This is a genomic window from Providencia sp. PROV040 (genome assembly GCF_032706145.1).
Taxonomy (GTDB): Bacteria; Pseudomonadota; Gammaproteobacteria; order Enterobacterales; family Enterobacteriaceae; genus Providencia; species Providencia hangzhouensis.
In genome coordinates this window covers 3349340-3367002 of record NZ_CP120530.1, presented here as the reverse complement: position 1 = coordinate 3367002, position 17663 = coordinate 3349340, and the positions used below count along the sequence as shown (strand labels likewise).

16 protein-coding genes are annotated in these 17663 nt (G+C 39.9%); 7 read left to right on the top strand and 9 right to left on the bottom strand.

The window, feature by feature from the left end; all coding sequences use genetic code 11:
* Positions 1-8 precede the first annotated feature (8 nt).
* Complete coding sequence (locus tag P3L40_RS15620; protein WP_004256389.1) at positions 9-1271, bottom strand: MFS transporter; 1263 nt, start codon at positions 1269-1271, stop codon at positions 9-11.
* Positions 1272-1338: 67 nt separating this feature from the next.
* Positions 1339-2022 (bottom strand): RraA family protein, encoded by a 684-nt coding sequence (locus P3L40_RS15615; protein ID WP_004256386.1) that lies wholly within the window; start codon positions 2020-2022, stop codon positions 1339-1341.
* A 201-nt stretch (positions 2023-2223) separates the two neighbouring features.
* Between P3L40_RS15615 and P3L40_RS15610 the strand changes: the two genes are divergently transcribed.
* From P3L40_RS15610 to P3L40_RS15590, 5 genes are all read left to right on the top strand, one after another.
* A complete protein-coding gene (locus tag P3L40_RS15610) occupies positions 2224-2919 on the top strand; it encodes a FadR/GntR family transcriptional regulator (protein WP_036957917.1) in 696 nt (231 codons plus the stop codon).
* Positions 2920-3355: 436 nt separating this feature from the next.
* The gene (locus tag P3L40_RS15605; RefSeq protein ID WP_004256368.1) at positions 3356-4702 is read left to right on the top strand and encodes a purine-cytosine permease family protein; all 1347 of its coding nucleotides are present in this window, start codon (positions 3356-3358) and stop codon (positions 4700-4702) included.
* A 10-nt stretch (positions 4703-4712) separates the two neighbouring features.
* Positions 4713-5546 carry a nitrilase-related carbon-nitrogen hydrolase gene (locus tag P3L40_RS15600; RefSeq protein WP_004256366.1) on the top strand — a complete coding sequence of 278 codons (834 nt, stop codon included), beginning with the start codon at positions 4713-4715 and terminating at the stop codon, positions 5544-5546.
* Positions 5543-6295 carry an IclR family transcriptional regulator gene (locus P3L40_RS15595; protein ID WP_004256362.1) on the top strand — a complete coding sequence of 251 codons (753 nt, stop codon included), beginning with the start codon at positions 5543-5545 and terminating at the stop codon, positions 6293-6295. The genes P3L40_RS15600 and P3L40_RS15595 overlap by 4 nt, the downstream gene beginning before the upstream one ends.
* Before the next feature lie 251 nt (positions 6296-6546).
* Complete coding sequence (locus tag P3L40_RS15590; RefSeq protein ID WP_094960668.1) at positions 6547-7497, top strand: DUF1177 domain-containing protein; 951 nt, start codon at positions 6547-6549, stop codon at positions 7495-7497.
* Positions 7498-7570: 73 nt separating this feature from the next.
* Here P3L40_RS15590 and cspD read toward each other — a convergent pair whose 3' ends face one another.
* The gene (cspD, locus tag P3L40_RS15585) at positions 7571-7816 is read right to left on the bottom strand and encodes a cold shock domain-containing protein CspD (RefSeq protein WP_004256359.1); all 246 of its coding nucleotides are present in this window, start codon (positions 7814-7816) and stop codon (positions 7571-7573) included.
* A gap of 378 nt (positions 7817-8194) precedes the next feature.
* Here cspD and clpS point away from each other — a divergent pair, with 378 nt between their 5' ends.
* Positions 8195-8530, top strand: a complete 336-nt coding sequence (clpS, locus tag P3L40_RS15580; RefSeq protein WP_377145624.1) for an ATP-dependent Clp protease adapter ClpS — start codon at positions 8195-8197, stop codon at positions 8528-8530.
* 31 nt (positions 8531-8561) lie between these two features.
* Entirely contained in the window at positions 8562-10844 is a 2283-nt protein-coding gene (gene clpA / locus P3L40_RS15575) for an ATP-dependent Clp protease ATP-binding subunit ClpA (RefSeq protein ID WP_210852868.1), read from the top strand.
* A gap of 60 nt (positions 10845-10904) precedes the next feature.
* Here the strand turns inward: clpA and infA are convergent, their stop codons facing one another.
* From infA to P3L40_RS15545, 6 genes are all read right to left on the bottom strand, one after another.
* Entirely contained in the window at positions 10905-11123 is a 219-nt protein-coding gene (infA, locus tag P3L40_RS15570) for a translation initiation factor IF-1 (RefSeq protein ID WP_004244560.1), read from the bottom strand.
* A gap of 141 nt (positions 11124-11264) precedes the next feature.
* A complete protein-coding gene (gene aat / locus P3L40_RS15565; protein ID WP_004256353.1) occupies positions 11265-11966 on the bottom strand; it encodes a leucyl/phenylalanyl-tRNA--protein transferase in 702 nt (233 codons plus the stop codon).
* Positions 11967-11973: 7 nt separating this feature from the next.
* On the bottom strand, positions 11974-13716 hold the full coding sequence (cydC, locus tag P3L40_RS15560; RefSeq protein WP_004256352.1) for a heme ABC transporter ATP-binding protein/permease CydC: 1743 nt from the start codon (positions 13714-13716) through the stop codon (positions 11974-11976).
* Positions 13717-13718: 2 nt separating this feature from the next.
* On the bottom strand, positions 13719-15485 hold the full coding sequence (cydD, locus tag P3L40_RS15555; protein ID WP_210852867.1) for a heme ABC transporter permease/ATP-binding protein CydD: 1767 nt from the start codon (positions 15483-15485) through the stop codon (positions 13719-13721).
* Between the two features lie 413 nt (positions 15486-15898).
* A complete protein-coding gene (locus P3L40_RS15550) occupies positions 15899-16816 on the bottom strand; it encodes a DUF4153 domain-containing protein (protein WP_410482063.1) in 918 nt (305 codons plus the stop codon).
* Positions 16817-16899: 83 nt separating this feature from the next.
* The gene (locus P3L40_RS15545; protein ID WP_247605816.1) at positions 16900-17577 is read right to left on the bottom strand and encodes a hypothetical protein; all 678 of its coding nucleotides are present in this window, start codon (positions 17575-17577) and stop codon (positions 16900-16902) included.
* Between the last annotated feature and the right edge of the window lie 86 nt (positions 17578-17663).

Here is a 17663-nt window from a genome sequence, read left to right as displayed (position 1 = left end):
AAAATTTCTTAGTTAGTGAGATTTAGTGGTTTTACATATAATGCGACACTGATTGCGCCAACAATACCGATTCCACCTGCCACAAAAAATGCGATGCTATACATTCCAGACCATTCAATGATATAGCCTGTAATAATAGGACCTAAAATTCCGGCAACATTTGCCATTGCGTGTACAAATCCACCAACCGCACCAATATTATTTTTTGCAACGGTATCTTGTAGAATTGCCCAATAGGTTGTAGCAGATAAATATAAGAAAAATATTCCGAATGCCATGAGTGCTACGGCACTTTCAACACGAGTAACATTACCGACAAGAAAGACAAGGATTGCCGATACTCCTAGACAACTAACCAACACGATTTTTCTGGAGAATAATGGTTTATTTGTTTTCTTTAAAACAAAGTCACAAAGTATTCCCCCTAAAGCCATTCCAATAGCACCTAATAGCCAAGGTATAATACTTACTATACTCATATCTTTTATACTGAGATTTTGAACATTAGATAAGTAACTCGGAAACCATGATAAAAAGAAAAATAAAATATAATTCAAACTGAAGAATGCAAGAGTTGTTGCTAATATAGTCGGACTTTTTATATAAAAAGATAATGGTTTAGATATAGTATTTGTGGTATTTGATTCTACATTATTATCGTCAGATAAAATATATTCTAATTCTTCTTTTGATATTTTCTTATGTTGTTCCGGTTTATCTTTAGCTATTTTTAACCACCCAATTAGCCATATAAAGCCTATTGCAGCAAGTATAAAAAATGCAACACGCCAACCAGTTGTAATTATTAATATTCCCATTATAGGGCCAGCAATAGCTCCACCTATTGGATTACCAGCAGTTGCTATACCTATAGCAGTAGCAACTTCTTTTTTAGGGAACCAGTTATTAACCATTTTATTGAGTGTTGCTGCAAAGGGGCCTTCAGCTGCACCAAATAAAGTTCGGATAATAAGCATAGAGATAAAACCAACAGTTACCCCGATCATGCCGCAAAAGATAGACCAAAGAGCCATACTTACGGCAAAAACCTTTTTGGGACCATATTTATCTGATGCGTATCCGCCAATGAAATTAAATAAAGCATATCCAATAGAAAAACTACTGAAAAGTATACCCATTTCACTTGGTGTTAAGTTTAAATCTTTAGAAAAAACAGGAGCTGCAATAGCAAATGCAGAGCGATCCATATAGTTTATCATTCCTCCAAGAGAAATAAATAAAACTAAATTCCATCTTATTTTTTTAAACATAAATCACCTTTGATATAATGATATGTTTATTATTAAATTTAATAAGACATATCTATTTTTATGTTTATCACATGACGCCAAATTTATTATATGCTTCTACAGCACCCATTCCATTTGCTATTTCTTTTTGTACTTTATTCTCCATTTTTTGTTTTTCAAATGCATTTGCAATAACGTAAGACTCTACATTTTTAGGAATAATTAATACGCCTTCTTCATCGGCAACAATTAAATCACCTGGTTCAATTAAAATATTATTGATTTTGATTGGAACTCGATAATCTAATACTTTACCTCTTATTTTTTGATCTTGAGCATAACTACCTAATGAAAATACAGGGAAATCAAGTTCTAGTATTTCTCTCTTATCTCTTGAATAGCCATAAATAATAGCGCCCGCAGCGTTAAGTTTTTTAGCTCTTGTCGACATTAATCCACCCCACAGGGCGTAATTATGCGAAGAACCGGAAGCGATATAAACTTCACCTTCCTTTAAGCTATCTAGTGCTTCAAACATAATACCGAAATCTTTATTTCCTAGTGGCCCATTAGATGTAGCGTCAGGCGGTAACATGTAATCAGCTTCTAGTACAGGCATTGCTCGACCTACAATCTTCATATCCTCAGATAAAGGTTTGAGTATAGGAGGCAAGAACTGATGGTGTAATCCTATTTCATCTAAAATATCCCCTAGAAGAGCTACGGGTAATTCCTTTTTAATCTTGTCAAACAAATCATTATCTTTATTCATTTCATATTCCTATGTATCTAAGGTCTTAATCTTCCTGTTTGGCTGTCAACCTGTCATACAGGCTAACAGTCTAGCCTTAATATTAAAAGAGGGTTAATATAGGTTTTGTGATACGACTCTAGTTTTATTATTGTTTTAATCACAGGAAGATTATTTTTTTGATTTTAAATCAAATGGATATTGCTAATTTTGGGGGTTAGATTGCATCCTTTAATTGAAAAACAAACACTTTCAGAACAAGTTAGAAGCTATGTTCTATCTTTAATATCTCAATCAAATCTAAATCCAGGTGATGAAATACCAAGTGAAAAAGAGATTATTGAACGTTTAGGGGTGAGCAGGGGGGTGGTTAGAGAGGCTTTTCAAAGCCTTTCTATATTAGGTATTTTAGATATTAGTAGTGGCAAAAAGCCTAAAATACAAAAAATTAACTCAAACCCGTTAGAAACTATTTTTAACCATGCCATTGTGACTCAGCAGGTTAATTATCAGCAAATCTTAGGCCTTCGACGTGCGATTGAAGTTGATTCTGCAGTGTTGGCTGCAATGCATGGAAATAAAAATGATTATATCAAGTTAAGAAAAATTGCAGATAAAATGAGGAAGTCCTTGTTGAGTTCTAATGATTGGGATTTGTTCATCGAAAGTGATATTGATTTTCACTTAACATTAGCTGAAATGTCACAAAATCCGTTATATGCATTGATGCTAAAAGCATTAAGAGGCGCATTAGGTGGTTCTATTTCAGCTGGTTTATTAAACCAAAACAACCATGATGAACATAAAAAGATCATTGATATTCATTTTGATATTTTAGAGTCAATTGAAAAACAAGACTTTGTGGCAACTGGGTTAAAGATGGATACTCACTTTAAGTTAACCATGGATAGTTTTTAGATCAGCCACCCATAATAATTTTTCTTAGTGAGATTTTTGAGTGGCGAAGGATAAGCTAAATTCCTTCGCTCTACTTTCTGTGTAACTCAGCTTTAAGGTCAATTATCAATATGTGAATCATCTGCTTGTAAATAATTTGATTTAGGGATAGTCCCATTTTTCGGAACCAAGTTCCTCAATTAAATTCTGCTAATTAAATGCGTTATTTTTAACTCCTTCATTTCCCGATAATATTTTTTTCAGTCTGTATATTCCCTCGTTTCTTAAAATATTTCATAATAAAAAACTGTCTGAAAAGATAAATTCTACTTGCGAATTGGTATCGATCATGGATATGATTTGCCTTGTAGAATAAATGAAACCTAGTTCCATATAATGGAACTTATAATAAAGCCAGTAAAAAACTAAGCAAAGACAACCACACAGCAGGTGCGATATGGCGAATAAAGCAGGTGAAGATTATTCTTTGGCTCGGGTACCCCAAAGTGCTCGTAGGCCGTTCTATGAAGTGTTAATTCTACGAATTGGCGCACTAGCTTGTGTTTCACAAGTTATGTTAGGTGCGGCTCTTGGGTATGGGTTAACTTTTTGGCAGGCGTTTTGGGCAACGATGCTTGGATCTGTAATTTTACAGGTTGTCAGCTGGGGGCTTGGAGCGGCTGCGTGCCGCGAAGGAATGTCAATCAGCCTACTGTCTCGGTGGGCGGGTTTTGGTAAGTTAGGCTCAGCACTCATTGGTGGCGCAATTGCTATCTCCTTAATGGGCTGGTTTGGCGTCCAAAATGGTTTCTTTGCGGATGGAATGTATAAAGCGACTAATGTGCTAACACCAGGGACTTGGTCACTTATTACAGGTATTGCGGTGACGGTTATAACAGTATATGGGTATCGATTTTTATCTATTACTGCCAATATCTCAACGCCGCTATTTTTATTCGCGTTAGGCTGGGCGACATATAATTTATTATCAGGTCAAGATATTGGTACGCTTATTAATGACACTGAACCCGCCGGGCCATTAATGACTATGCCTGCGGCCATCACAATGGTTGCTGGTGGTTTTATTATTGCAGCAGTGACAACACCCGATATCAGCCGTTTCATGAAAGGGCCTAAAGATGTGTTTTGGATGACGCTTATCGGCACATTTTTTGGTGAGTTACTGGTCAATATGATAGCGGTACTAATGGCGCTGTCATTACGTACAAGCCAAGTATTTGATTTAATGATGGCGCTGACAGGCCTATTAGGTGCATCGATTGTTATCTTCTCAACAATAAAAATGAATGATATCAATTTGTATTCATCATCGTTAGGTTTTTCAACACTGTTAAATGCCATATTTAATAAGCGTTTTGACCGTCGTTATTTAACGTGGGTGATTGGTATCTTTGGCACAATCGCTTCAATGTTAGGGATCTTAGATAACTTTATCGGTTTCTTAATTTACTTAGGAATAGCCATTCCTCCTGTCGCAGGGATTATGGTTGTTGACTATTACTTGTTAAAACGTGATCGCAAAGAACTAGATATCACTCGAGAGCAAGGCATATTACCACCGAGTTGTGAAGCATATAACCCAGTAACACTCGTGGTGTGGGTGATCGCAGTACTGGTTGGGTGGGGGACATCAGAGTTAGGCCCGCTTCATGCAGACTACGGTATCCCAGCGCTTAACTCTTTGATTACTGGTGCAGTTGCTTATTGGATAGGCATGCGCTGGCAGGCGAAAGCGAGAGGTGTTGAAACGGTACACTTTCGCAAAGTCTCTCATTTAGATTAAGGATTAAACAATGTCAGGTACAAAAGTTAAAGTTGCTCTGGCTCAGTTTGATTCAGAACTTGGCAATAAAACCAATAATTTACAACGCATGGCACAGTTGTGCCAACAAGCCGCAGATTCAGGGGCAAAACTGATTTGTTTCCCTGAGCTGGCGACAACGGGTTACCGTGGTGACTTACTGACCACTAAGTTGTGGGATTTAAGCGATTCCATCGGAAGTGAAACTTATACGCTATTTAGCGAACTTGCTACTCGTTTAAATATCACTATTGTTAGCGGTTTTGTTGAGCGCGGTGAATATTTAGGCGATATCTATAACTCTGTCGGTGTTTGGAACCCGGGGTGTGAGGGTATTAGTGGTGTTTTTCGTAAAGTTCATGCTTTCGGCATAGAAAAACAATGGTTTGGACGAGGTGATAGTTTCCCTGTGTTTGAAACGCCGATCGGTAAAATCGGTATCATGATTTGCTATGACATGGGTTTTCCAGAAGTCGCACGAATTTTAACATTACAAGGCGCGGAATTGTTATTAGCCCCTTCAGCTTGGTGTGTTCAAGACCGAGATGTGTGGGATATTAATAGCGCCTGTCGAGCACTAGAAAATGGAACTCACTTACTTGCAGTGAACCGTTGGGGTCATGAAGAAGATCTGCATTTATTTGGTGGTAGCAAGGTTTTAGGTCCTCGCGGCCAAGTACTTTGTGAAGCGAGCTGTGAGGGCGAAGAGCTATTAATCGGTGAGGTTGATTTTTTAAACCAAGCCCATACACGTTTAAAAGTGCCTTATCTGAGAGACAGAAAGCCACAAAGCTACAGTGTATTAACCCAAGGTTTAGGGTCATGAGTATTTTATCTAGCGTGGTTGATGTTTACCAACTGTTCTTACGTTCAGGCAACGAACTGACGGTGACAACGTTGGTTAATGAATTAGGTATGCCAAAAAGCTCGGCCTCCCGTCTTTTAAAGCAAATGGCTGAACTCGGATTGCTGGAAAAGAAAAACAATGCACCGATATATCGACCTGGTTTGCTGATTATGGAATTAGCTCATCGGGCAAGGGGGATGAACCCGCTAATCGATATGATGCTTGAAGCACTTGATGAACTTGCGAAAGATAGCGGGTTTACCAGTTATGTGTCAGCACTTGATGATGATATGGTTCGTGTTGTTCATGCACGCTTTGGTAATAGCATGCTGCAAGTGATCACTCAACCGGGTACCCGCTTACCCATACTGGGAACGTCAACGGGGCGTGCACTATTAGCAAGGTTACCGCTAAATGAGCGGTCAAAAATTATTGACCGTGAGCCAAAAGAAGAACGGGGTAAATTAGTTGAGCGTTTGGACTTAGTGGCAGATCGTGGCTGGGAATTTTCGATGGATGAATCCGTTGCCGGAGTCGCTTCCATATCCAGCACGGTGTTCGACCCTGCACAAAATACGTTATATGCCTTGTGTTTAAGTTTGCCTGCTGCACAAATGAATGATGAGGTTATGGTGCAGTTATCCAAGAGCCTTTGTCATAAAGCCGCTTATCTTGGGTGTATGGTGGGTGACCCGTATTGGTTGCAAAAAAGCATGAATAAGTCATGAGATTATTTCATGTTATAAAAGCAAAAAGTAGTAAGTAGTTGAAGTAAGTAGTTGAAGTAAATAGTAAATTATAAATATTTAATATTGTTAGCATTTTAAGTGCGTGAATACGCCTTCATCAGGAAAAATGGAACCTCTATTACGTGAGATTCCATCTAGAGTGAAATGAGATTAACTCGCTATTCTATGCGAGTTAATCTCAAAGTAGCTCTTTACTCTCATAAAAAATAATTAAAATTAAAGGAAGTACAATGAGTCTAAAACAAACTCTTTGCGTATATGATCTAATCGATTGCGCTAGTGTTAAAGGTGAAGACATTGTTGCATTGTTCCAAGATTTCCCACACATTGAAGTCATGTCTAAAACGGTTAAGGATCACAAAGGACAAAGTGACTTTGTTCGCATTCTTATTCCAGGAACACAAGGTAAATCACAGCATAAAGATGCGCCAACACTGGGAATTATCGGGCGTTTAGGTGGAATTGGTGCTAGACCTTCTCGAATAGGTGTTGTGTCTGATGCAGATGGTGCGATTGCCGCACTTGCAGCAGCGCTTAAACTGGCACAAATGCATGAAAAGGGTGACCAGTTACTCGGTGATGTCGTGGTCACGACCCATATTTGCCCAAATGCGCCAACACGTCCGCATACACCTGTTGATTTTATGGACTCGCCCCTTGAAGATGCCACGATGAATCAACATGAGGCGATCCCTGAAGCGGATGCTATTTTGTCCGTAGATACCACGAAGGGAAATCGTTTACTCAATCATAAAGGGTATGCACTGTCTCCAACAGTAAAAAATGGTTATATTTTACCTGTATCAGAGGATTTAATTCGTTTGATGGAGTGGAGTAGTGGCCAAAAAGCGGTGACATTTCCATTATCAATTCAAGACATCACGCCATATGGTAATGGTTTACATCATATCAACAGTATATTACAACCTGCGGTATCAACATCTGCACCAGTGGTTGGTGTCGCTATTTGCTCAGAAACGGTAGTACCAGGTTGCTCTACAGGGGCTAGCCATGAGGTTGATATTGCGGCTACTGTAAAATTTATGATAGAAGTGGCTAAAGCATTCACAGGAAAACAATGTGCGTTTTATGATGTTGAACAATATGATTTATTGACATCATTGTATGGTGATATGTCACACCTGCAAACAGCAGGTAATAATGCAGCAAAAAATGATTAATTTATAAATAGTCACAGTTAATTATTAGCGTTGTCAGTGTTATTAAAATAATTAACTGTGCTCTATTGGTGAGCTATAAATTCGATTCTGTTGTGTTGTCTGGAACATCCTCATTTTCAATAGGAACAATGAGGTCTGCATGATTACCTTTTGGGCCAATAGTCACACTAAATTGAACTTTCTGGCCTGCTTTTAGTGTCCTGTAACCGTCCATTTGGATACAGGAATAATGAGCAAAAATATCTTCTCCGCCATCAGCCGGGCAAATAAAACCAAAGCCTTTTGCGTTATTGAACCACTTAACGATACCCGTCTCCATATTTTATCCTTCAAATTTACCAGTATTTGCATTTAGAACGATGTATAAAAAACACATACAAAATAAGTATAAATACGATGTTATTTGTTCGTAAAATATACTGTAATAAATTACCTTCTAAGGTCAAGAGGTACGGTTCAGGAATTGCTGGAAAGTGTTAAGAATTCGCTAATCAATAGCGCTCATTTTCTATAATATTTGATATGGCTCACAGATTGCTAACCATGGAAGCAAAGGTGATTCCCATGATACACTGTCGCTTGATGCAATATAGACAAAAAACAGCATAGTAACTAAATGGTATAGTTTTATGATGTTATCAATATGATTGATAGAAATCGTTGATAATAAAGACTATGCTTAAATTGAAGTTAAACACTGAGCAAGAAAGCAATGAGTGATTTTCTGGGCACATTTAAAACTGACGTCATTTTTAAAGATGAAATAGAACAAACCTTACAGCCACCATCGATGTATAAGGTGCTATTAAATAATGACGATTACACCCCGATGGATTTTGTTGTCGAAGTGTTACAAAAATACTTTTCTTTTGATGAAGAACGCGCTACACAGATAATGTTAGATGTCCATATTCAAGGAAAGGGAGTTTGTGGAATTTTTACTGCAGAGGTTGCTGAAACTAAAGCGGCGCAAGTCAATACTTTTGCTCGTGAACATGAGTACCCTTTGCTTTGCACTATAGAGAAAGTCTAATTTGGCTTAATATCAATTTTGGGAGGTGCTTATGCTCAATCAAGAACTGGAGCTTAGTTTAAACGTAGCTTTTACGAAAGCGAAAGACAGTCGCCATGAGTTTATGACTGTAGAGCACCTATTGCTAGCGTTACTGAGTAATATCTCTGCTCGCGAAGCTTTAGATGCTTGTAAGGTTGATCTTGTTGCATTACGTCAAGAACTTGAACACTTCATCGCGCAAACTACACCTTTGTTACCCGAAAATGATAGCAGAGACACCCAGCCTACGTTGAGTTTTCAGCGTGTATTACAGCGCGCTGTTTTTCATGTGCAATCATCTGGGCGCAACGAAGTCAGCGGTGCAAACGTATTGGTCGCGATTTTTAGTGAGCAAGAGTCCCAAGCTGCGTATTTATTACGTAAGCATGATGTAAGCCGTTTAGATGTAGTTAATTATATTTCTCATGGCACGATAAAAGGCGAAGAGTCGTCATCAGAACAAGATATCTCCTCTAATAGTGTGCAAAACGAAGAGCAGCCGGTCCCAGAAGACCATATGGACAACTTTACGACCAACTTGAACCAGCAGGCCAAGAAAGGGAATATCGACCCTCTGGTTGGACGTCAGGCTGAATTAGAGCGTACGATTCAAGTATTGTGCCGCCGTCGTAAAAATAACCCGCTATTAGTTGGTGAGTCAGGTGTCGGTAAAACTGCGATTGCTGAAGGGCTAGTATGGCGTATTGAGCAAGATGATGTACCTGACGTAATGAAAGGCTGCACAATTTATTCATTAGATATTGGTTCATTATTGGCTGGAACCAAATACCGTGGTGACTTTGAGAAACGTTTCAAAGCATTATTAAAAATGCTGGAAAAAGATCCGAAGAGCATTTTATTTATTGATGAAATTCACACTATCATCGGTGCAGGAGCCGCGTCTGGTGGGCAAGTTGACGCAGCGAACTTAATTAAACCGTTGCTATCAAGTGGTCGAATTCGTGTTATTGGTTCAACAACATACCAAGAATTTGGCAGTATTTTTGAGAAAGATAGAGCGTTGGCTCGTCGTTTCCAGAAAATTGATATTGTAGAACCAACTCCCGAAGAAACAATTCGTATCATCAATGGGTTGAAGCCTAAGTATGAAGCTCATCATGATGTTCGTTATACCGCAAAAGCGATCCAAGCGGCGGTGGATTTATCCATTAAATATATCACCGACAGGCATTTGCCAGATAAAGCCATTGACGTGATTGATGAGGCCGGGGCGCGAACGCGACTGGTTGCACCAAGTAAGCGTAAAAAAACCATTGGTGTGCCTGAAATTGAAACAGTTGTGGCGCGTATCGCCCGTATTCCTGAAAAAACGGTTTCCTCAAGCGATAAAGATAAACTCAAGACACTCGACTCTCGTTTGAAAATGTTAGTGTTTGGACAAGACAAAGCGATAGATTCATTGTCTGAGGCAATCAAAATGAATCGGGCAGGTTTAGGGTTAGAAAATAAACCTGTGGGCTCTTTCTTATTTGCTGGTCCAACAGGGGTGGGTAAAACCGAAGTGACCGTCCAGTTAGCGAAAGCGTTGGATATCAAATTGCTGCGATTTGATATGTCTGAATATATGGAGCGTCACACGGTTAGCCGCTTAATTGGTGCGCCTCCTGGCTATGTTGGCTTTGACCAAGGTGGTTTACTGACCGATGCGGTTATCAAACATCCGCATTCAGTGGTGCTGTTAGATGAAATCGAAAAAGCGCATCCAGATGTGTTTAATATTCTTTTACAGGTAATGGACCACGGAACGTTAACAGACAATAACGGTCGTAAGGCGGATTTCCGTAATGTTGTTGTGGTAATGACAACCAACGCTGGGGTGCAAGAAACTCAGCGTCGTTCTATTGGTTTTGCTGAGCAAGATAATAGCACTGATGCGATGTCTGAAATCAAAAAGGCGTTCTCACCAGAATTTCGCAACCGCCTTGATGGTATAATTTGGTTTAACTCATTAACTCCAGAAATTATTACGCAAGTCGTTGATAAGTTTATTGTGGAATTACAAGTTCAGCTTGATGAAAAGGGTGTATCAATTGAAGTTAGCGCCGCGGCTCGCCGCTGGTTGTGTGAAAAAGGTTATGATAAAGCGATGGGTGCCCGACCTATGGCTCGCACCATTCAGGATAACCTGAAAAAACCATTAGCAAACGAGTTGTTATTTGGTTCACTAACCAATGGTGGCTCTGTAAGTATCGGGCTTGATGAAAAAAGTAACACACTGACATACAGCTTCAGTAGCGTGCACAAGGCCTCTCCGGAGGATGCGGTATTCTGACGAATAGACCACAGGTGTATCAATGCACCTGTGGTTGTCAGGCCTTGCCTGAAGAGAATATCAACGGCTACGGAAAATGATTCGGCCTTTGCTCAGGTCATAAGGTGTTAACTCTACAGTTACCTTGTCGCCTGTCAGGATGCGGATATAGTTTTTACGCATTTTTCCAGAAATATGAGCAGTCACCACGTGACCGTTTTCCAGTTCAACACGGAACATTGTGTTTGGCAGGGTATCTAAAACTGTGCCCTGCATTTCAATATTGTCTTCTTTGGCCATCTAATCCTCTAAGTTTAATAACCGTGATTTTTAACGGGCAAGATAATGCCCAAAAACCCGCACTAAGTAAAGAAGTGTCGCATTTTAACGCGATCTTTATTTTTAAGTGAAGGAATAAAATTACTGTAAAACCAAAATTCATTAATCGAAAATTGGCGGTATTTCAATCGATTGCGGTATCCAGCAGGCGGGGTCAATCGCTTTGTCACGCCACCGATAAAGAATATGTAAAAAATCCCTACGGGATATCTCTTTTGCGCCCATTGAGGCGGTATGGTGGTTAAGTACCTGACAATCAAAAAGTTGCCCATTATAGCGCAAAAAATGAAAATAGAATGTAATAAAAGCAAATTTGGATGCATCATTCATTCTACTGAACATAGATTCCCCACAAAATAGGTGCCCCATGTTCACGCCATACAGGCCTCCAACGAGTTTATCGCCATACCAAGCTTCAATGGAATGCGCCATACCTGCTTGGTGTAGCGCTAAATACCCAGCTTGAACTTCGGGTAAAATCCATGTGCCTTCTTGGCGTACAGAACAAGCTTCAATAACTTGCTTGAATGCATGGTTAACAGTAATGCGATAAGTCTGCTTTTTTAAAACTTTTTTCATTGACCGGCTAATATGGAGTTCACCAACCATGAGTACTGCTCTAGGGTCCGGAGACCACCATAAAGGCATCTCTCCAGGATTAAACCAAGGAAAGATACCATCATAATAGGCAGCTTGCAGCCTTTTTGATGAAAGATCTCCGCCAATCGCTAATAAGCCATTGGGCTCCCGCATGGCTTCAGACACGGGAGGGAATAAATAGGAGTCATCATCTAATTGGTACATATACGCCTCAGAGCGGTTGTTGTGCCCAGTGGCGCTGGCGGAACTGATAATACTGGCCTTGCATACCTAACAGCGCTTGATGGGTACCTTGTTCGATGATTTTACCATTATCCATCACACAGATGTTATCCATTTCCTCTAAGCCCTGCATACGGTGAGTAATGACAATTAACGTCTTATCGGCACATTTTTCTTTTAACAGTGCTAAAATCTGCTGTTCAGTTTGTGCATCAAGCCCTTCCGTTGGTTCATCCATTAGAATTAATGGTGTGTTATGTAATAAAGCACGGGCAATACCTAAGCGGCGTTGTTCCCCTCCAGAAAGTTGTCGGCCGCCTTCACCCATCCACGCATTAAGCTTTAATTCGTTTTCTAATAAATTACCTAGACCAACTTGCTGCAATACTTCGCTTAATTCGGTATCCGTCGCTTGTTCATTGGCGAGCAACAGATTATTGCGCAATGTATCACTAAAGACATGAACCCGTTGTGGTACTACAGACATCATATTACGTAACGATTTTTCGCTAAATTCGTTAATAGGCGTGCCATTTAAGTAGATGGTTCCGCTATCAACATCCCAAGCACGGGTTAATAACTGCAGAAGAGTGGATTTACCACAACCTGTTTTACCTAATAAAGCAAGGTGTTGGCCTTTATTTAATGTTAAAGACACATTTTGAAGAACGGCAAATGGCTGTTCTGGATAGGTAAATGAAATATTATCGACAGTCAGGTTTTCCAATGTTGCGATTGAAGGGCTTTCACTTGGGAAAGTTACCTCTGGTTTTGCGGTCATTAATTGGGAAACGCGAGTAGCAGATGCAATCACTTGACCCATATGTTGGAAGGCAACAGCAACAGGGCCTAATGCTTCGAAAGCCGCTAGCGCACAGAATACAAATAAAGCAATCAGTGCTCCCGGTTTTGTATCGCCCCCTACATGGTCGGCAGCCATCCAAAGAAGCAGTGTTGCTGTAACACCAGAGGCAAATAAAATAATGGCTTGAGATAACCCAGTGAGTGCCGCTTGCTGTTGTTGACGCACTTGCCACTTATTTTCGATATTAAGCAAGTTTTGGCGAAAGCGTTCAGTGGCGCCAAATAATGTTAACTCAGCTTGTCCTTGCAGTGCGGAGGTTAAAATAGTGCGATAACTTCCACGTAATTCGGTTAGCTCACGGCCAATGGGTTTTCCTGCACGATAAAATATAAATGGCATTGTAAATAGCAAGAACAGCATGATGCCACCCAGTGTCCAAGCAAGACGAGGGTCGAGATAACTTAAACCAAAAATAAGGACAAAGGTAACAAAAAATGCAGTAATGATCGGCGATAAAACACGCAAATAGAGGTGATCTAGGGTCTCTACGTCAGCGACCAGACGATTGAGTAACTCCCCTTGACGAAAACGACTGATACCACCCGGCGAAAGGGGCAATACTTTACTAAAAGCAAAAACCCGTAAATGAGCAAGTACTTTAAAAGTAGCATCGTGGCTAACTAGGCGTTCTCCATAGCGGCCAGCGGTACGAAAAATAGCGGCACCACGGACACCCGCAGCGGGTAACATGTAATTAAAATAGTAAAGACCCGGAAAACCAGCAATGGCGGTTCCGGCTAAAAACCAACCAGAAAGGGTAAGTAAGCCAATACTTGCCAGTAAGGTCACAATCGCCAAGATAATGCCTAATGTAATTAAAAACCAATGGCGGCGGTAAAGGGCTAAGAAAGGTAATAAAATTTTCATTATCAAAGCTCCTCACTGCGATGGGCAAGTAACTGGGCAAAAGCGCCTTCTGACTGGCTTAACTGTGTGTAATTACCTTGTTGAATGATTTGCCCGTTAGCCATTACCCAAATTTGGTCATAATCAAGGGTTTCTTCCAGTAAATGGGTGACTAAAAGGGTCGTTTGCTGACTTGATAGCTGGTTAAGTGTTTGCATAACACGTTGTTCGCTGTGGGAGTCTAAGCTCGCAGCAGGCTCATCTAGAAGGAGCATACGAGAGGGTTTCAACAGGGTTCGTGCAACGGCAACTCGCTGAGCTTGCCCGACCGAAAGGCGAGCGGCATAGTCACCCAGCTTGGTATTTAGGCCATCAGGCAAATGGGCTAAGAATTCGGAAACATATGCATTATCAATCGCCTGTTGAATTTCCGCTTCTGTAGCATTTGGCTTGCCTAAACAGATGTTTTCAACCAGTGTTTGCTCTGGAAGGTGAGGGTTTTGCCCAACCCAACCGAGTAATTCACGCCATTTATCAGGGCATAATTCACGAAGTTCAACACCATTTATGGTGATGGAACCGCGATAAGGCAAAAAGCCTAACAATAAATTCAGTAATGAGCTTTTTCCCGCACCACTTTGACCAACAATTGCAATACGTTGTTGTGGCTCAATATTGAAATCTAATGGCCCAGCAAGGCGCACTCCATCATGGGATAAAATTTCTAATTGTTTAGCCTGAATATAGATAGCCTCATCACTCAGTGTTTGGGTTCCTTGTTGAGCTTTTTGTTCGCCATCACTGTTTAATAGCGTTTCGAGTGTTTCAGCGGCACCAACAGCTTGCGCTTTGGCGTGGTAGTAGGTGCCAAGGTCACGTAATGGTTGGAAAAACTCTGGTGAAAGTATTAGGGCAAGAAAACCCGCAAATAGCGTGACAGGTAAACCATAGCTACCGAAGTTCATTTCACCCAGGTAGGAAAAACCAAAATAGACAGCAACAACAGCAATAGAAATCGATGCAAAAAATTCAAGTACGCCAGAAGACAGAAATGCCATCCTCAATACTTCCATCGTTCTGGAACGAAAATCTTCTGTTGATTCACGAATTTGCTTAATCTCTGCTTTTTCACGAAAAAATAACCGTAAGGTATCAAGGCCTCGTAGTCTATCGAGAAAACTCCCGCTTAAACGACCTAAGGCAATAAAGTTACGACGGTTAGCATCCGCAGCGCCTAATCCGACTAATGCCATAAAGATAGGAATCAGCGGGGCAGTGACGAATAAAATAAGTGCTGCAGCCCAGTTAAAGGGGAAAATAGCAATCAGGATCATAATGGGGATGATCCCAGCTAAATACATTTGAGGAAGATAGCGCGAATAGTAGTCTTGCATATCTTCAATTTGTTCAAGAATAATTGTAGCCCAGCTACCCGCTGGCTTACCTTTAACCCACACAGGGCCGAGTTCTTGAAGTTTATCGAGTACCATGGTACGTATTTCTTGGCGCACCACTTGGCCACAACGAAAGCCAACGCGTTCTCGTACATAAGTGACAATTGCGCGTAAGATAAAAACGCAAATCAGAAGAACAAAAGGGGTTAATAACTGTTCTCGAGGAACGTTATCCATAATCAATGCTTGTAAGATAACAGCTAAGAACCAAGCTTGAGCAATAATCAGTAATCCACTCAAAATGCCTAGTAACATAGAGATCCGCAACCAGCGCTTGGCAGGGGCACTGTGTTGTTTTAACCAACGTACCAATTCAGTCTGTCTTGATTTATCCATAATGATTTAGTTAGCAGGTGTAGTTTTAATGTCATTGAGTATAGTTAGGAAATATCACCCTAACGTTGTTTTTACCATGCGTGATATTGCAGTTGACCTGTTTTAAACCGCATGAGAACGATAACTTTTGATCTGGTAACGCAATTGGTGATTATAAGAAAATCTGCGTTTTTGATCTTACCCATAAATTCGAGTATTAGAGTACATCATAACAGCTTCATCACGATATGTTACCTAATAAAAGTGGGTTATTTAAAGTGAGTTGTGCTTTGTTATTAAATTGTTTTATAAAGGTAAATTTAATATTTCAGTAAATTTTTAGATGTAATGATATTGGGATGTTACTGTATTTTTACGTAATAAAAAGGTGGCTTAACAAAGAAATGTTAAGCCATCGGCATTTTTAATGACAATTAGGATGTGGGGTCTATCATTAACCATTCTTTGGGTTTTAATTCATAGTTTCCTTTTAATAAATTATCCCAAGCCTGATCTTTTTCTTTCATGGTATTAAATGAGCGAGTTTGCGTATCCATTAACTCCCAGGTTTGTTCCGTTTGTTGCCATACATTACAATCAATACTAGAACTACTTGGATAGGAATAGCACATAACCACATCATCTTGATTATTTTGGTTAACATCGGCCATAAAGCCCACACACGGGTATGGGTCGTATTGTGAGGTACAATACCAAGCACTGCTAAGGTTTTCCCCGAGGTCGAACCAACTCTTCGGCATTGCAGGGCTATTTTGAGCTTGAATTAATACTGATTTTAACGATCTGCGCTGTTCTTCTTCATAAGGGCTGGTTTGGAATAGTTTTTGATATTCAGGGTTGTTATTGAGTTTTTCAAAAGCTTGTTGCCCTTTTTCACCTAATTGTTTTAAGTCATAAGCAAGCGAGCTATTGACTTTGATTTTGCCATTTTCAACACCCGCAAGAATACTGTTCAGTGTGATACGTTTAAAATCAGCAATAGGGCTGTTAATAATTAATATGATGGCAATTAGAGCCAGAATTCCCGCTTTATTGATAGGGCCTAAATAGGACATCCAAGCTGATTTTTTATAGATAATTGCGATGCTATAAGCAAAAACCAATACAAATAGGAATAGGGCAATAGTAAAGGCGTATAGGCGCTCAACACTCCAACTATACTGGTTAACTCGTACCAAAATGCCATAGAGAGAAAGCACTGAAAATGCATTAAGTAAAATAATGCTAATTAAGACAAAACCGTTGAGGCCCGCACGGAATTGATATTGAGTTGTGCCATCGCCATACACGAAATTGATAAAAATAAGGTTTAAAATTAAAAACCATAGCATCACTGCGGAGCCTAAGCCTGCAGAGGTCAAACCTGAAAAGTAGGAAACAACGAAACCGCCTAAGAAAATAACAGCAACAATATTCAAGAGCGGTAAAAAAAACGCGCAATAAAGCTAACAAAATTACTGAGTTGTACATTCAGTGCTGTGCGTAAAAAAGCTAAACTCACGTTGAACCCAAGGGCAAAGCTCACCCAATAGATAACGTCGTTATCAAGAGCTTCACTCAAAAAAGTCAGGTTAACAATGCCAAATAAAAAACTGGCTATTTTTACGATTAATGTTAGCAACCCACCGATTATAGAAGCGAGAATACCCAGAAAGGTATTTTTAATATATAGCCCCATTAAGCAACCGTAATCAATCTTCCATGTTCTTGTGGTTTGCCACGATTGCATCCAAGGAAGTATAAAAAAGAGCAGGACGGTTAGGGTGATAAAGGCGAAGAATGGGTCTGCATCTGCAGGATTTAGAAAGTCTTGAGCATGCCAGTAATTGAGCCAGAAAATTAACCCAATAATGACCGCAATGTTGAGATAAAAAATAGCGGATTTTGCATTGGTAATTAGGTAACTGATTGCTGAAGGAACAAAAATGGCGAGCAAAATAGGCAGATATAGGGTGGTGGCGCTTAGTTGGCTTTCTAGACGGGTAGAGTAATCGGTAGTGGCTGTGATGACGATGCCTTGAATCACGGCAAATATGACGATAATAAAATAAGAATAACCGCGAATGGCATCACGTTCTAATTGTTGCCCCATACCTACACCTTATATTAATTAATGTTATGTAAAAACAGTATAGGCAGTATTAAAAAAGTACAATATAAACTTGGTCTTAAAAATAT

Excerpts from the sequence above, each read along its gene's own strand:
- cspD (WP_004256359.1), bottom strand. The coding sequence starts at position 7,816 with ATGGAGACGGGTATCGTTAAGTGGTTCAATAACGCAAAAGGCTTTGGT.
- P3L40_RS15595 (WP_004256362.1), top strand. The coding sequence starts at position 5,543 with ATGAGTATTTTATCTAGCGTGGTTGATGTTTACCAACTGTTCTTACGT.
- P3L40_RS15605 (WP_004256368.1), top strand. The coding sequence starts at position 3,356 with ATGGCGAATAAAGCAGGTGAAGATTATTCTTTGGCTCGGGTACCCCAA.
- aat (WP_004256353.1), bottom strand. The coding sequence starts at position 11,966 with ATGTACCAATTAGATGATGACTCCTATTTATTCCCTCCCGTGTCTGAA.
- infA (WP_004244560.1), bottom strand. The coding sequence starts at position 11,123 with ATGGCCAAAGAAGACAATATTGAAATGCAGGGCACAGTTTTAGATACC.
- P3L40_RS15600 (WP_004256366.1), top strand. The coding sequence starts at position 4,713 with ATGTCAGGTACAAAAGTTAAAGTTGCTCTGGCTCAGTTTGATTCAGAA.
- P3L40_RS15590 (WP_094960668.1), top strand. The coding sequence starts at position 6,547 with ATGAGTCTAAAACAAACTCTTTGCGTATATGATCTAATCGATTGCGCT.
- P3L40_RS15545 (WP_247605816.1), bottom strand. The coding sequence starts at position 17,577 with ATGGGGCAACAATTAGAACGTGATGCCATTCGCGGTTATTCTTATTTT.
- P3L40_RS15550 (WP_410482063.1), bottom strand. The coding sequence starts at position 16,816 with ATGCTATGGTTTTTAATTTTAAACCTTATTTTTATCAATTTCGTGTAT.
- P3L40_RS15615 (WP_004256386.1), bottom strand. The coding sequence starts at position 2,022 with ATGAATAAAGATAATGATTTGTTTGACAAGATTAAAAAGGAATTACCC.
- cydD (WP_210852867.1), bottom strand. The coding sequence starts at position 15,485 with ATGGATAAATCAAGACAGACTGAATTGGTACGTTGGTTAAAACAACAC.
- P3L40_RS15620 (WP_004256389.1), bottom strand. The coding sequence starts at position 1,271 with ATGTTTAAAAAAATAAGATGGAATTTAGTTTTATTTATTTCTCTTGGA.
- clpA (WP_210852868.1), top strand. The coding sequence starts at position 8,562 with ATGCTCAATCAAGAACTGGAGCTTAGTTTAAACGTAGCTTTTACGAAA.
- cydC (WP_004256352.1), bottom strand. The coding sequence starts at position 13,716 with ATGAAAATTTTATTACCTTTCTTAGCCCTTTACCGCCGCCATTGGTTT.